Source organism: Methylobacterium sp. A52T (assembly GCF_053346095.1).
Map to the genome: position 1 here is coordinate 15,956 of NZ_JBKFBI010000004.1, position 13,555 is coordinate 29,510.

At 74.3% G+C, this 13,555-nt stretch carries 13 protein-coding genes; 4 read left to right on the plus strand and 9 right to left on the minus strand.

Translation table 11 applies throughout. The annotated features are described in order from the left end of the window. Nucleotides 1-2: 2 nt before the first annotated feature. Entirely contained in the window at nucleotides 3-320 is a 318-nt protein-coding gene (locus tag ACLBYE_RS02065) for a hypothetical protein (protein ID WP_447692835.1), read from the minus strand. Beyond that, nucleotides 317-1,045 (minus strand): SGNH/GDSL hydrolase family protein, encoded by a 729-nt coding sequence (locus tag ACLBYE_RS02070; protein ID WP_091928578.1) that lies wholly within the window; start codon nucleotides 1,043-1,045, stop codon nucleotides 317-319. Before ACLBYE_RS02070 ends, ACLBYE_RS02065 begins: the two co-directional genes overlap by 4 nt. Nucleotides 1,046-1,399: 354 nt before the next feature. On the opposite strand from ACLBYE_RS02070, the gene ACLBYE_RS02075 reads away from it, so the two are divergent. Beyond that, the gene (locus tag ACLBYE_RS02075) at nucleotides 1,400-2,176 is read left to right on the plus strand and encodes an SDR family NAD(P)-dependent oxidoreductase (protein WP_447692836.1); all 777 of its coding nucleotides are present in this window, start codon (nucleotides 1,400-1,402) and stop codon (nucleotides 2,174-2,176) included. A 4-nt stretch (nucleotides 2,177-2,180) separates the two neighbouring features. On the opposite strand, the gene ACLBYE_RS02080 is transcribed toward ACLBYE_RS02075, so the two are convergent. Beyond that, the gene (locus ACLBYE_RS02080) at nucleotides 2,181-2,429 is read right to left on the minus strand and encodes a hypothetical protein (protein ID WP_026605197.1); all 249 of its coding nucleotides are present in this window, start codon (nucleotides 2,427-2,429) and stop codon (nucleotides 2,181-2,183) included. A gap of 236 nt (nucleotides 2,430-2,665) precedes the next feature. Between ACLBYE_RS02080 and ACLBYE_RS02085 the strand changes: the two genes are divergently transcribed. After that, on the plus strand, nucleotides 2,666-3,235 hold the full coding sequence (locus ACLBYE_RS02085; protein ID WP_020094795.1) for a PepSY domain-containing protein: 570 nt from the start codon (nucleotides 2,666-2,668) through the stop codon (nucleotides 3,233-3,235). A 256-nt stretch (nucleotides 3,236-3,491) separates the two neighbouring features. Next, entirely contained in the window at nucleotides 3,492-5,768 is a 2,277-nt protein-coding gene (locus ACLBYE_RS02090; protein WP_447692837.1) for a xanthine dehydrogenase family protein molybdopterin-binding subunit, read from the plus strand. Nucleotides 5,769-5,844: 76 nt separating this feature from the next. Here ACLBYE_RS02090 and ACLBYE_RS02095 read toward each other — a convergent pair whose 3' ends face one another. The 6 genes from ACLBYE_RS02095 to ACLBYE_RS02120 form a co-directional block, all read right to left on the minus strand. Next, nucleotides 5,845-6,954, minus strand: coding sequence for an aldo/keto reductase (locus ACLBYE_RS02095; protein ID WP_447692838.1), 1,110 nt, complete (start codon nucleotides 6,952-6,954; stop codon nucleotides 5,845-5,847). Nucleotides 6,955-7,177: 223 nt separating this feature from the next. Then, nucleotides 7,178-7,858 (minus strand): nickel pincer cofactor biosynthesis protein LarB, encoded by a 681-nt coding sequence (gene larB, locus ACLBYE_RS02100; protein WP_447692839.1) that lies wholly within the window; start codon nucleotides 7,856-7,858, stop codon nucleotides 7,178-7,180. Further along, nucleotides 7,855-8,673 carry an adenine nucleotide alpha hydrolase gene (locus ACLBYE_RS02105; protein ID WP_447692840.1) on the minus strand — a complete coding sequence of 273 codons (819 nt, stop codon included), beginning with the start codon at nucleotides 8,671-8,673 and terminating at the stop codon, nucleotides 7,855-7,857. The genes larB and ACLBYE_RS02105 overlap by 4 nt, the downstream gene beginning before the upstream one ends. After that, nucleotides 8,670-9,986, minus strand: a complete 1,317-nt coding sequence (locus ACLBYE_RS02110; RefSeq protein ID WP_447692841.1) for a LarC family nickel insertion protein — start codon at nucleotides 9,984-9,986, stop codon at nucleotides 8,670-8,672. Before ACLBYE_RS02110 ends, ACLBYE_RS02105 begins: the two co-directional genes overlap by 4 nt. Before the next feature lie 113 nt (nucleotides 9,987-10,099). Beyond that, complete coding sequence (locus tag ACLBYE_RS02115; protein ID WP_447692842.1) at nucleotides 10,100-10,810, minus strand: Crp/Fnr family transcriptional regulator; 711 nt, start codon at nucleotides 10,808-10,810, stop codon at nucleotides 10,100-10,102. Between the two features lie 371 nt (nucleotides 10,811-11,181). Further along, nucleotides 11,182-12,366: a YihY/virulence factor BrkB family protein gene (locus ACLBYE_RS02120; RefSeq protein ID WP_056527178.1), complete on the minus strand. Its 1,185-nt coding sequence runs from the start codon at nucleotides 12,364-12,366 to the stop codon at nucleotides 11,182-11,184. Between the two features lie 184 nt (nucleotides 12,367-12,550). On the opposite strand from ACLBYE_RS02120, the gene ACLBYE_RS02125 reads away from it, so the two are divergent. Further along, entirely contained in the window at nucleotides 12,551-13,555 is a 1,005-nt protein-coding gene (locus tag ACLBYE_RS02125) for an SDR family oxidoreductase (RefSeq protein WP_447692843.1), read from the plus strand.

A 13,555-nucleotide genomic window follows, 5' to 3' on the forward strand; every position in this document is an offset into this window, starting at 1 on the left:
GCTCAGAACGGCTCCGCGCCGTACCCGTCGGGCGTGAGGCCGAGGACGAACCCGATCTCCGCATCCGCGTCGCGCAGGACGAGCGCGCTGGCCGGGCCGGTCACGACCTTGCCCCGTCCCTCGATCCGGGCGCCGTAGCGACCGCGGGGTTCGAGGGCGGCCAGCGCCGCGAGGGCACGGCGCACCGCCCGCGGGTGGCGGACGCCGTTCTCGTCGCGCCAAGCCGCCTCCTCGCCGGGCCAGACCCGCCGGGGCAGGTGCTGCACGCCGGCGCGCCCGGGCGGCCGCAGGGCCGCGGCGAGGCGCGCGGGGAGCCTCACGGCCGGCCGATCCAGGCGGCGCGCAGGATCCGCAGGGGCGCGGCCGGCACGGGCCTCCGGACGGGCGCGAGCGGGAGCGCATCGAGCACCACCGCGCTGGCGAGCGCCGCGGCCAGGGGCGCGTAGTCGGCCAGATGCACGCCGTCCCGGTGGAGGCCCGGACCGGCGAGGCCGCCGGTACCGGATCGCCACGGCGCGAACGGGTCGAAGAAGGTGCGGCCCCCCGCGGCGCAGAGTGCCGCGAGGCGATCCGAGAAGACCGCGACGGCGGCGGGATCGCGCCCGGTCGCCCCGGCACCGATCGGCGGTATCGCGGCGACGAAGACCTGCGCGGCCCAGGCCTCCAGGCGGCGCAGGATGTCCCGGACATCGGCCTCGAACCGGTCGACCACCCGGGCCCGCTCGGGATGGCGCCAGCGCTGGATGTCGTTGGTGCCGATGATCAGCACCGCGGCCGCGCAGCGGACCGGGACGCACAGCGCCGCGAGCTGGCGGCCGCAATCGGCCGCGGTGCTGCCGCCGACCGCGACGTTGATGCAGGGCCGGCCGCCGAGATCCGGCGCGCCGACGAGCTCCGCGTGGGAATTGCCGGCGAGCAGCACGCTGCCGGGCGCGGCCGCCCGGAGGGCCGCGCGGATGCCGGGACGCCGCTCGGCGAAGCGGTGCCCGACGATCCGCCCGTGCCGCCAGTGCCGGGCCGCATTCTCGATCCAGTGGGCGCCCATGGCTGTCCTGATCAGGCGTGAGGGAGCGGCCGCTCCCGGACGGCCGGGACCGGAGGATGACGGGCGCGGGCCGGTCCGCAGCCCGGATACAGGGGACGACAGGTCACGCGCGGCCGAACGACTTGCCGCCGCGCGACGGATCACCGGATAAAATTCGCAGAAACACTTGTTAATATAATCCAGTACAGCGGATCATCTTCACCTCGTATATGTGGGAAAAAATCACACGTCAATCGCGGCGCGGACGCGATCGGGCGCATGTGCTGGGCCGGACGCCTTCCGGCGGCCGTGGCGCCGCGCTACCTCGGGACTCGCGGGGCGCCGTCGGCCGCCCGGGAGCGGCGGGGAGCCAGGATGGCGAGCGCGATGATCAGGGACCGGGTCTTCATCGTCACGGGCGCGGGCTCGGGCCTCGGGGAGGCGGCGGCGCGGGGCCTCGCGGCGGCGGGCGCGCGGGTGGTCGTGGCCGACATCGCCCGGGAGGCCGGCGCCCGGGTGGCGGCGGATCTCGGGGCGCAGGCCCGGTTCGCCGAGACGGAGGTCACCCGCGAGGCAGACGGCGCGGCGGCGGTCCGGACGGCGCTCGACGCGTTCGGGCACCTCCACGGGCTGGTGAACTGCGCCGGCATCGCGCCGGGGGAGAAGGTGGTCGGCCGCGACGGGCCGCACCGGCTCGAGACCTTCGCGCGGGCGGTCTCGGTCAACCTCGTGGGCACGTTCAACATGATCCGGCTGGCCGCCGACGCCATCGCCCGCGAGGCGCCGGACGCGGCCGGCGCCCGGGGCGTGATCGTGAACACCGCCTCGATCGCGGCCTTCGACGGCCAGATCGGGCAGGCCGCCTACGCGGCCTCGAAGGGCGGGGTGGTATCCATGACCCTGCCGATCGCCCGGGAGCTCGCCCGGCACGGCATCCGGGTGGTCACCATCGCGCCGGGCATCTTCGAGACCCCGATGATGGCGGGCCTGCCCCAGGACGTGCAGGACACGCTCGGCCAGAGCGTGCCGTTCCCAGCCCGCCTCGGCCGCCCGTCGGAATACGCCGACCTCGTCCGGCACATCTGCGAGAACCCGATGCTGAACGGCGAGACCATCCGGCTCGACGGGGCGCTGCGGATGCCGCCGCGCTGACGGCTCAGCCGATCGACACGCTGGTCAGCACCTCGGCGGCGCGGCGGACCTCGGCGGCGATCATCTCCTCGCTCGGGCCGTCGATCGGCAGGTCCGACAGGATCGCCGCCACGTCGCGCTTCACGTCCTCGCGGATCTCCGGGTTCTCCTCGGAGAGCCGCCCGATCAGGACGCCGAGAACAATCTCCAGGGCGGACAGCTTGGCGTGCAGGCGGGTGAACTCGTCCAGCGGCTCGGGCTCGTGCGCGGTCATGGCCTGCTCCATCGGGGGGACGTCCGCCGTCCCCGAGGGGCGCGCCGGATCGCCCGCGTGTCATACAGGGGCGCCGGCCGTCCGTCTCGCCGGGCGTCGACCCCGCGCAGCCCCAGGCGCCGACCCGGCCCCGCCCGGGCGACGGGACCCGAATTTTTTCCCGATCGCGGGCAACCGGATTTCCGGACCCGACGTTTCACGCATCCGTGAACGAACCCGCGAAGGGACACACCGCCATGATCACCCGTCTCACCGCCGCAGCCGGCCTCCTCGCCCTCTCCACCGGCCTCGCCTTGGCCCAGACGCCCACCGCGACGCCCGCCGAGCCGGCCACGAAGGCCGACAGCAACATGAAGGAGTGGCAGGTCGCCAAGGTCGCCAAGGTCGGCCTCGCCCAGGCGCTGGCCACCGCCGAGTCGCAGGGCGACGAGAAGGGCGGCCGCGCCATCGACGCCGACTTCGAGAAGGCCGGCAGCAAGGATCCGGCCCACTACGCGATCAAGGTCGTCTACCCGAGCGGCAAGCTCGTCGAGTACGGGATCAACGCCGATACCGGCGCCCTCTACAAGACCGAGAACCAGCCGTTCGAGCGCTACTTCACCCGGCTGAAGGCCTCCGACTTCCAGAATGCCAAGACCTCGCTGAAGGACGCGCTGGCCATCGCCGAGCAGAAGGCCGGCGGCGGCAAGGCCTACGAGGCCGAGGTCGAGAAGGACGGCTCCTCGGTCCAGTACGAGATCAAGGTCGCCGGCGCCGACAAGGAGCAGGAGGTCAAGGTCGGACCGGACGGCAAGGTCCTGAACTGAGGCCCTGAACAGAGGTCCCGGGCTGCGGCAGTGAAGGCTGCCGCAGCCCGCCCCGACCTCGCGAGCGCAGCCTCGCGATCCAGGCGGCGCCGCGCTGATCCAGGGCGCGCTGCCCTGGGTCGCGTCGCCGCGCTCGCGAGGACGACCGGGTCGGTTGCTACATCCTGTCGCCCCACCGCCCGGGGAGCCGTCGAGCCCTCACGGCGATTCCTCCCTTTGCAATGCGGCCCGAGCGGCCGCGAACGGGGAGGGCGGCATGGACGCCGGCACGCAGGACACCGACGGCCGTCTCGGCCGCCCCCACACCCGGATCGAGGGACCCGACAAGGTCACCGGCCGGGCGCTCTACAGCTCCGACCTGACCGGCCCGGACCGGGACACGGCCCACGCGGCCCTGGTGACCAGCACCATCGCCCGGGGCCGCATCACCGGGTTCGACCTCGCGGCGGCCGAGCGGGTGCCGGGACTCCTCCGGATCTTCACCCACCGGGACTTCGCGGGCGCGGTGGCGCCGGTGAAGCACCTGATGGCCGGCGGGTACGCCAACAGCTCGCACCGTCCGCTCGATTCCGACGCCGTCGCCTATGCCGGCCAGGTCGTGGCCCTCGTGGTCGCCGGGAGTCAGGCGGCCGCCGAGGCGGCGGCCCATGCGGTGAAGGTCGCCTACGCGGAGGAACCCGCCGCCGGCGGCTTCGACGCCCCCGGGGCCGAGACCGTGCGCCTCGCCGACCTGAAGCCCCACCACGCGGACATCGCCCGGGGCGATGCCGAGGCGGGGTTTAGGGACGCTGCGCTCCGCGTCGAGGCGCGCTACGCGACGCCGGTCCAGCACCACAACCCGATCGAGCTGTTCACCACCCGGGCCGCCTGGGACGGCGAAAGGCTCGCCGTCCACGAGCCGACCCGCTACGTCGGCGCCGTGCAGCACGGGCTCGCGGCGCAGCTCGGGCTCGATCCCGCGCAGGTGCGGGTGGTGGCGGGGCTGATCGGCGGCCATTTCGGCTCGAAATTCGCCCTGTCGCAGCACACGGCCCTGGTCGCCCTGGCGGCCAAGCGCCTCGGCCGGCCGGTCTCGCTGGTGCCCAGCCGGCGACAGTGCTTCACCATCGCCAATTACCGGCCTGAATCGCGCCACCGCATCCGACTCGGCGCCGACCGGACGGGCCGGTTCACCGCCCTGGTCCACGAGGCCGAGACCGTGACGTCGCGCTTCGATCCCTTCGTCATGGAGGGCGCGGAGGTGACGGCGAGCCTCTACGCCTGCCCGAACATCCGCACCGAGGAGCGGGCCGTGCGGGTCGATCGCAACACGCCGGGGCCGATGCGGGCGCCCCCGGAGGTGCCGTTCCTGTTCGCCCTGGAGAGCGCCGTCGACGAGATGGCGGTCGCGCTCGGCATGGACCCGATCGCGCTGCGCCGCCTCAACGACACGGCGGTCGATCCGGTCTCCGGAAAACCGTTCTCGACCCGGCCGCTGATGGCCTGCTTCGACGCCGGCGCGAAGGCCTTCGGCTGGTCGCGCCGGGTGCCGCGCCCGGGCGCGATGCGCGACGGGCCCTGGCGGGTGGGTCTCGGCTGCGCGACTTCGGTGCGGCCCACCAAGATCGCGGCCGCGACCCTGCGGGTCCGGCTCGGCCCGGACGGCGCCGCGGAGGTCGCCTGCGCGCACCACGAGATCGGCAACGGCATCACCACGCTGCTGGCGATGGGCGCGGCGGACGGGCTCGGCGTGCCGGTGGAGCGGGTCACCGTCCGGCTCGGCGACACCGACCTGCCGGCGGCGGGGATCTCGGGCGGGTCGAGCACGACCACCAGCCTGATGAGCGCCCTGGCGCTCGGCTGCCGCCAGATCCGCGAGAGCCTGGCGCAGGCCGTGACCGGGCAGGGCGGGCGCCTCGCCGGCCGCGATCCGGGCAGCCTGCGCCTCGCGGGCGGCCGGCTCGCGGCGCCGGACGGGGCCGGGATCGCGCTCGGCGAGGCCGTCGGCCCGGAAGGCGTCGAGACGGTCGCGGAGTTCGTGCCGGCGGGCGGCGACCGGGAGAAGGCGCTCGCGGGCCTGCGGCAGGGCCATATCGGGCTCGCCCTCGGTGGGAGCGGGAAGGCCGTCTCCTGGGGCTTCGGCGCGCAGTTCGCCGAGGTCCACGTCCACGCCGAGACCGGGGAGATCCGCGTCGCCCGGCTCACCGGCGCCTTCGCGGCGGGGCGCATCTTCAACCCGCTGACCGCGCGGAGCCAGCTCACGGGCGGGATGATCTGGGGCCTCGGCTCGGCGCTGCTCGAAGAGACGGTGGTGGACGGCGCCGCCTACCGCAACCCGGATCTCGCCGAGTACCTCGTCCCCACGGCGGCCGACGCGCCGGAGGTGGAGGCGCTGCTGGTGCCCGACCCCGACGATCAGGTCGACGCGCTGGGCCTGAAGGGCCTGGGCGAGCTTGGGATCATCGGGGTGAACGCGGCCATCGCCAACGCCATCCACCACGCCACCGGCCGCCGGATCCGCAGCCTGCCGATCCGGCTGGAGGACGTGGCGTGAGGGATGACGGCGCGGACATCCGACCCCGCCTTCATCCTGAGGTGGAGCGCTGGACGTCGCCCGAGAGCCGGACGTCCTACTCCATCGTCGGCGCGAGCTTCTTCACGCTTGCCACGTCCTCGCCGAGCCACGCCGCATTCTTGGCGGTGCCGTCGAAGGTCGCGCTCGTCTTGAACAGCTCGTACTTGCCCTCCAGCGCGTAGGGCTTCGAGCGCGACAGCAGCTCGGCCACCGTGGCCTTGTCCATCGGCTTGAAGGTCTTCACCGCCTCGAAGGCTTGGTCGAGGTCGCGCTGGTTCTGGATGCCGGTGATCACCACCGAGACCGGCAGGTTCAGCGAGAAGTGCAGGTACTCGAGCGGCTTGATCGGCGCGTCCGCCTTCAGGATCACCCCATCGCCGAAGGTCTTCATGGCGAGCGGCGCGATGCCGTTCTGCACGAGGTAGGGCAGGACGAGGTGGCTGAACGAGCGGAAATGCGCGTCCATCACGTTGACCGGCATCTGCACGGCATCGAAGTGGAAGCCGCGCTCGGCGGCGACCTCCAGCATCTGCAGGTGGATGCGCGGGTCCTTGTGGCCGGTGAAGCCGATGTAGCGCAGCTTGCCCTGCTTCTTCGCCTCCAGGAAGCCCTCCATGGCGCCGCCCTCGGCGAAGACCCGGTCCGGGTCGTCGTAGCGCAGGATCTCGTGGTGCTGGACGAGGTCGATCCGGTCCGTGCGCAGGCGCAGGAGCGACTGGTCGATCTGCTTGAGCGCCTCCTCCTTGGTCCGCCCGTCCATCTTGGACATCAGGAAGACCTTGTCGCGGTAGCCGCCCTGGGCCAGGGCCGCGCCCATGCGCAGCTCGGAGCGCCCCTCGTTGTAGTCCCAGCAATTGTCCATGAAGGTGATGCCGCGGTCGATCCCGGCATGGATCAGCCGCGTCGCCTCATCGTCCGTCACGGCGCTCTTGCCGAGATGGAACCCGCCCATGCCGATCGCCGAGATCTTTTCGGAGCTCTTCCCGAACGGGCGGTAGAGCATCTCGCCCCGGCGCTCGCCGGGATCGGTGACGAAGGGCAGGTCCGCGGGGTCCTGCGGGCGGTTGCCCGGGAGGACGGGGGCGTTCACGGCCGCACCCGCGCTGCCCGCGCCCGCGAGGCCCGCGCCGAGCACGGCGCCCTGGAGGAAGCTGCGGCGTTCCATCGGCTGTCTCCGTTCGAGGATGTGGGGATCGGCAACGGCAGGCCTCGTGTCGGCGGCGCGACCGTAGAAGAAGGCGGCGTGGGTCCCCTCTCCCGTGCGGGAGAGGGTGAGGGATCAGGTCTTTCCGGACAGCGCGCACCCCTCACCTCAACCCTCTCCCACACGGGAGAGGGGGCTCGTCGCGCGGCCTGCCCTGTGGCGTGGGACAACGATCCGCGCCGGGTCATCGTTCGGTCTCCGCGGCGAGGCGTCCCGCCGCGTGCAGCAGGCGCAGGGCGGCGCAGGCGGCGCCGTAGCCGTTGTCGATGTTGACCACCGTGATGCCCGGCGCGCAGCTCGCCAGCACGGCGTCGAGGGCCGCGCGCCCGCCCGCGGCGACACCGTAGCCCACGGAGGTCGGGACCGCGATCACCGCGCCCGCCACGAGGCCGCCGACGACGCTGGGCAAAGCCGCGTCCATGCCGGCGGCGACGATCACCACCGGGTGCGCGCGGATCTCCTCGAGCCGCGACGTCAGCCGCCACAGGCCGGCGACGCCGACATCGGCGAAGAGCGAGACCGCCCGCCCGGCATAGGCCAGCACCCGCAGGGCCTCGCGGGCGACCGGCACGTCCGAGGTGCCGGCCGCCACCACGGCGACCCGGGCTGGACCGGTGACCCGTGGGGCCTCGCCGAACACGGCCGTGCGCGAGACCGGGCAGTAATCGAGCCGCGCGGCGTCCAGGAGCCGGTCGCGCTTCTCCGGGTCGAGGCGGGTGAGGAGCAGCGAGGCGCCGCGCGCCCGGGCGGCGTCCAGGATCGCGTCGATCTGCTCCGGGCTCTTGCCGGCGCAGAAGATCGCCTCCTCCAGCCCGATCCGCTCGGGCCGGGCGAAATCGAGGGTGAACTCTTCGGAGATGCTCACGCCCGGGCCTCCCGCGGCTCGACCAGGAAGGCGCTGCCGACCCGGTAGGGGGCGAAGCGGACCGGGCCGGTGAGACGGGCCGGCGCCATGTCCCGGATGCCCGCCCCGAGCGTCTCGCGATCCTCGGCGTCGAGGGCGGCGAGGCTCGCCGGATCGAGCTCCACCACCACGCCCTCGGCGCGGACCCGACAGCGGACGGCCCGTCCGGCGCCGTCGGTCGCCAGCGCTCCGCCGACCAGCCGCTCGACCGCGTGGATGAAGGTCAGGGTCTCCGGCTCGATGGCGATGCCGGTCTCGACCCGGCTCGACAGGCAGGGCGCGGCCGGCAATTCCGCCACGGCCCCGAGGCCGAGGTCGCGGGCGAGCGCCCGGACCGACGCCTTGTCGAACCCGGCCTCCACGTAGGGGTGGCGCACGCCGTGTTCCCGGGCGGCGTCGAGGCCGGGGCGGTACTCGCCGAGGTCGTCGCGGTTCGCGCCCGACAGGATCTGCCGGTCGGTGACGCGCCGGACCGCGCCGTAGAGGTTGGTCTTGCAGAAGAAGCAGCGGTTGACCGGGTTCGCCCGGTAGGCCGGGTCGGCGAACTCGCCGGCCTCGATCACCCGCAAGGACCAGCCCTCGCGGGCGCCCTCGGCGCGCACGCGCGCGGTCGCTTCCTCCGGCACCGCCGGCGAGACCGCGTGGACCATGAGAGCCGCCCCCGGCGCCAGCCGGTGGGCGAGGGTGGCGAGCGTCAGGCTGTCGACCCCGCCGCTCACCGCCACCGCGACGGGGCCGAGCCCGGCGAGGACGGATTCCAGATGCTGGCGCGTCATCGCTCCTCCTGCTCCTGTTCCAGGGCGAGGCGCTCGGCCTCGCGGCGTAGGGCGGCCCGGGCCGCGTGGCCCGCTCGGTCGCGGGCGTCGTCGGCCTCGGCCTTGGCGGTGCGCCCGCCCGGCCGCGCCACGATCTTCACGCGAACCGACCGGCCGTCGTGCTCGACCGTGCGGGCGGCGCGCGCGAGCACCGCGCCCTCCACAGGGTGGTAACGCAGGCCGATGGTCGTGGTCTCCCGGAAGCAGGCCGCGACCGCCGCCTCGAGATCCGCCGGGCGGACCAGGACCTGGATCCGGGCCATCATCCGGCCTTTCTTGCCGATGACCGGCATTTGCACGACGTCCACGATGCCGGGCTCGGCGCGCAGCCGGTCGAGGCCCGTGGCGAGATCCTCGCCGGACTGGTCGTCGACCTCGAAGGCGATCACCGCGAGCTCCCGCCGGCCCGGGCGGGACGCGGCGGCGTCCTCCAGCACGAGGGCGCGCAGGCAGTTGCTCAGGCCCGGCAGGACCTTCGTGCCGAAGCCGATGCCGGTGCGCCCGAGGATTCCCCGGGGGCGACCCCGCCCGGGATCGTCGCCGCAGAGGTGGCGCAGAATCGCCGCGCCGGTGGGGGTGACGCGCTCGCCGGGGATCCCGTCGTCGAGGGTCGCGAAGCCCGCCAGCAGAAGCGTCGTGGCGGGGGCCGGGACGGGGAGGGGACCGTGCTGGGTCCGCACCCGGCCTGAGCCCAGCGGCAGGGCCGAGACGCTCCAGCTGCGCGCCTCCAGGGCGGCGATCAGGTGGGCGGCGGCGACGATGTCGGCGATCGAGTCGGCGGCGCCGACCTCGTGGAACGCCACCGCGTCGACCGCGATGCCGTGGACGCGGGCTTCCGCCGCGGCGAGGTGCCCGAAGATGCCGAGCGCGTGCGCCCGCACCGCCGGCGCGAGATCCGCCGCCTCCAGCGCAGCGCGGATCTCCGACCAGGGCCGGTGGCCGTGGTCGTGGCCGTGGTCGCGGCCATGATCATGGGCATGATCGTGGCCGTGCCCGTGCTGATGGCCGTGATCGTGGGCATGCGGATGGTCGTGGTGCGTAGGGTGGGCGTGCCGGTGCGGCGCGGGCCCGGGCTCCGCCCCGGGCGCCGACACGGTGAAGCGCGCGCCGCTGAGGATCCCGTCATTGTGCGCGCTGACCGCGCAGGCGATGCGCGCGTCGACCGCCCGGATGCTGGCGGACACGCCGGCCCGATGCTCGGGGAAGGCGTCCAGCAGGGCGGCGGCGAACATGTCGCCGGCGACGCCGCCGAGCGCGTCGAGGTGGATGTGCATCGTGGGTCGCGCGGGCGCCGGTGGCGGGTGACGGGTCCGCCTCAGATCGGCCGCGGCCGCCCCGCGGCAAGGCGCGCGCGGCCTCCGGTGCCGCGGCGTATCGCCCGCGCCGCTCAGGAGAGCTGCAGGTAGGCCGGGTCGAACAGCCCGCGCTCCCGCAGCCCGTCGAGGTCGCGGATCGTCAGGCGGCGGCTGCGCAGGGCGACGAGGCCGCCGGTGCGCAGCTCCTTCAGGGTGCGGTTGATGTGCACGCTCGTCTGGCCGAGGGCGTCGGCGAGGTCGGGCTGGGTCACCGGCATCGGCAGCGTCGTCCCGTCCGCGAGGCCGACCCGCGTCAACCGCAGGTGCAGCTCGCAGAACAGGTGCGCCAGCCGCTCGATCGCCGAGCGCCGGCCGACGCTGGCGATCCACTCGCGGTGGATCGCCGTGGCGGCGAGCAGCTCCCGCCACAGGCACTCCTCGACGGCGGGCCGGCCGCGGACCGCCTCGCCGATCTGCTCCGGGGCGATCCGCGCCACGGTGACGGGCGTCAGCGCGCCGATGGCGTGGTCCATGCGCGCCCGGCGGAACACGAACGGGTCGCACAGGTCGCCCGGCAGGAGCAGCGCGACGATCGCCCGCCGGCCGTCCGGGAACTGCTTGTACCGGCAGGCCCAGCCGTCGAGGATCAGGTGCGTGTGGTACGGGTCGCTCTGCTGCCCCTCGATATCCTGCCGGGCCGCGACGTGGCGGACGTGCAGGCGCCCCAACCCGTCGAGGATCGCGCGGTCCTCGGGCGCGAGCCGGACATGCCGCTCCATCTTCCGTACGAACGGGTTGTCCACGTCCGCCTCCGGTCAGATCACCGCGGCGCCGGCGTGCCGGCGGCCGGACGGCGGCGCGCGGCCGGGCAGGCGCCGGGGCAGGCGCGAGGGCGGGCGACCGCGGCGGATCGGGCGATGTCGCGCCCGTCCGAAGCGTCCCGCACGACGGCGCCGCCAAGGGTATCAGTCAAATAATGAGGCACGGATATTTCTATCGGCAGGGGGCCAAACCGTCGCCCGAACATCGAAGTCCGGATCTTCTTGATCGGCTTGTGCCTGCAGCAGAAAAACGCGCGCCAACCTGTGTTAAGTCGGGGTTCTCGCCGGCGACGCGCTCCGTGAGCCCCCGTCGCTCAGGAGGCCGTGCCCGCCGGTGAGGGCCGGGCGCCGCGCTACTCCGCGGCGGCGCCCACCGTATCGGCCATGCGCGCCCGGCGCGTGCCCAGGGGCTGCGGTTCGCCGACGGTCGTGTCCTCGGCGGTCTGATGCTCCATCTCGGCGTTCACCTGGGCGCCGGCCAGCACGATCATGGTCGAGAGCCAGATCCAGGTCATGAAGCCGATCGCCGCGCCGAGCGAGCCGTAGGTCTTGTTGTAGCTGCCGAAATGGCCGACGTACCAGGAGAACAGCAGCGACGCGACGATCCACAGGACGGCCGCGAGGGCGCCCCCGGGCGTGACCCAGCGCCAGCGCGGCGCGTCCCGGCTCGGCCCGTAGCGGTAGAGCAGGGCGAGGCCGAGCAGCACCGCCAGGAGCAGGACCGGCCAGCGCAGCAGCGCCAGCCACCACGCGTCCGCGCCGAGCCCGACGAATTCCAGCACCACCGGCACCACCACCACCGCGGCCAGCGCCAGGAGGAGGAACAGGAGCGCCCCCGCCGTGAAGGCGAGGGAGACGAGATTGAGCACCAGGAAGTTGCGCTTCTCACGCTCGTTGTAGACGAGGTTGAGGGCGTCGAAGACGTGCTTCACGCCACCGTTGGCGCTCCACACGGACAGGGCGATGCTGATGAGCAGGCTAAACCCGAGGGTGGTGTTGCCCTGCTCGTTCAGCCGCTTCACCTGGTCGCCGACGATCTCCAGGGCGCCCTGGGGCAGGATGCCCTGGAGGCTGGCGAGCTGGTCGTTGATGGTCGAGGCGTCGGCCACGAGGCCGTAGCAGGAGACCAGGGCCGCCACCGCCGGGAAGATCGCCAGGAGCGTGAAGAAGGTGACGCCGGCCGCGATCAGCGACAGGCGGTTCTCGCCGATGTCGTGATAGGCGCGCAGCGCGATGTCCTTCCAGCCCTTGGCGGGGATCTCGGTCGGCGTCGAGGCCTGCCGCCCGCGATCGGCCTCGGCCCGGGCCACGGCGTGGGCCTCCCGTCCCGCATGCGCGGGCGACGTCCGGCGCGCCCCGTCCCGGTCGGCGGACCGGCCGGGCGCACGGTCGACCGAGGCACCGACCGCCCCGCGCGCCGACCGGCGGGGGAGGGCGACGAGGCCGATCAGCGCGGTGGCGAGGGCGAGCGTCCAGACCGTCGAGGCGCCTCCCTCGGGCGCGGCGGCCCTGGCGGGGGCTGGATCGGGGGCAGGCATCGGCGACCTCGGCAGGGTTCGGGCAGACGGGGGCGGGCCTTCGGGGCCGCGCGTCGCGGCGTCCGGGTCGGCGCGCCCGGGACGGCGCGTCCGAATGGCCGCAGCTGCGAGGGGGAACGCCGCGGCGCGGGGAAGGGTTCGCCGTGCAGTTGCAACTCGACGACACACGACGCGGAGAACCGGCATGGCACGCCTGGACGGCGGGACGGTGGTCATCACCGGGGCCTCGAGCGGCATCGGCCGGGCGGCGGCCGAGGCCTTCGCGGCGCGGGGCGCCCGGGTGGTGCTGGCGGCGCGGCGGGCCGACGTGCTCGACGGGATCGCCCGCGACCTGCGCGCGTCGGGGGCCGAGGCCGTCGCGGTCCCCACCGACGTCACCGAGCCCGAGGCGGTGGACGCCCTGGCCCGGGCGGCGCTCCGGGCCTTCGGCGGCATCGACGTCTGGATCAACAATGCCGGGGTGGGGGTGTTCGGCCCCCTGCTGGACGCTCCCCTGGACCTGCACCGGCAGACGATCGCGGTGAACCTGCTGGGCGCCGTGCACGGGGCCTACGCGGTGCTGCCGCACTTCCTCGACCGCGGCCGGGGGACGCTGATCAACACGGTCTCGATGGGCGGCTGGGCGCCGACGCCCTTCGCCGCCGCCTACACGGCCAGCAAGTTCGGCCTGCGCGGCTTCTCGGCGAGCCTGCGCCAGGAACTCGCCCGGCACCGCCACATCCGCGTCTGCGCCGTATTTCCCGCCATCGTCGACACGCCGGGCCTGGAGCACGGCGCCAATGTCAGCGGCCGGCGGCTCAATCCCGGGCACCTGTACTACGCCCCCGAGGCCGTGGCGGAGACCTATCTCCGCCTCGCGCGCCACCCGCGCGATGAGGTCGCGGTCGGCTGGCCGGCCCGCCTCGCGCAGGTCGGCTACGCGCTGGCCCCGTACCCGACCGAGCACCTGATGGGGGCCGGGTTCCGGTGGGCCCTCGACCGGGCCGAGCCCGGGCCGCGCACGCACGGGTCCCTGCGCGCGCCGACGCCGGAGGGCACGCGGGCCGACGGCGGCTGGCGCGCCCGCAAGGGCGTCCCCGATGCCGGAACCCTGAGTACGGCGCTCGGCACGGGGCTCGCCGCCGCGGGGGCCTGCGCGGCCGTCCTCGCCGGCCTCGCGGCGGCGCGGCGGTTCGGCGCCCGCGGCTGA

Bases quoted from the DNA above. Each gene is read 5' to 3' on its own strand.
- ACLBYE_RS02105 (WP_447692840.1), bottom strand. From the start codon at position 8,673: ATGACGCGCCAGCATCTGGAATCCGTCCTCGCCGGGCTCGGCCCCGTC.
- ACLBYE_RS02125 (WP_447692843.1), top strand. From the start codon at position 12,551: ATGGCACGCCTGGACGGCGGGACGGTGGTCATCACCGGGGCCTCGAGC.
- ACLBYE_RS02085 (WP_020094795.1), top strand. From the start codon at position 2,666: ATGATCACCCGTCTCACCGCCGCAGCCGGCCTCCTCGCCCTCTCCACC.
- ACLBYE_RS02095 (WP_447692838.1), bottom strand. From the start codon at position 6,954: ATGGAACGCCGCAGCTTCCTCCAGGGCGCCGTGCTCGGCGCGGGCCTC.
- ACLBYE_RS02120 (WP_056527178.1), bottom strand. From the start codon at position 12,366: ATGCCTGCCCCCGATCCAGCCCCCGCCAGGGCCGCCGCGCCCGAGGGA.
- ACLBYE_RS02075 (WP_447692836.1), top strand. From the start codon at position 1,400: ATGGCGAGCGCGATGATCAGGGACCGGGTCTTCATCGTCACGGGCGCG.
- ACLBYE_RS02070 (WP_091928578.1), bottom strand. From the start codon at position 1,045: ATGGGCGCCCACTGGATCGAGAATGCGGCCCGGCACTGGCGGCACGGG.
- ACLBYE_RS02090 (WP_447692837.1), top strand. From the start codon at position 3,492: ATGGACGCCGGCACGCAGGACACCGACGGCCGTCTCGGCCGCCCCCAC.
- ACLBYE_RS02110 (WP_447692841.1), bottom strand. From the start codon at position 9,986: ATGCACATCCACCTCGACGCGCTCGGCGGCGTCGCCGGCGACATGTTC.
- ACLBYE_RS02080 (WP_026605197.1), bottom strand. From the start codon at position 2,429: ATGACCGCGCACGAGCCCGAGCCGCTGGACGAGTTCACCCGCCTGCAC.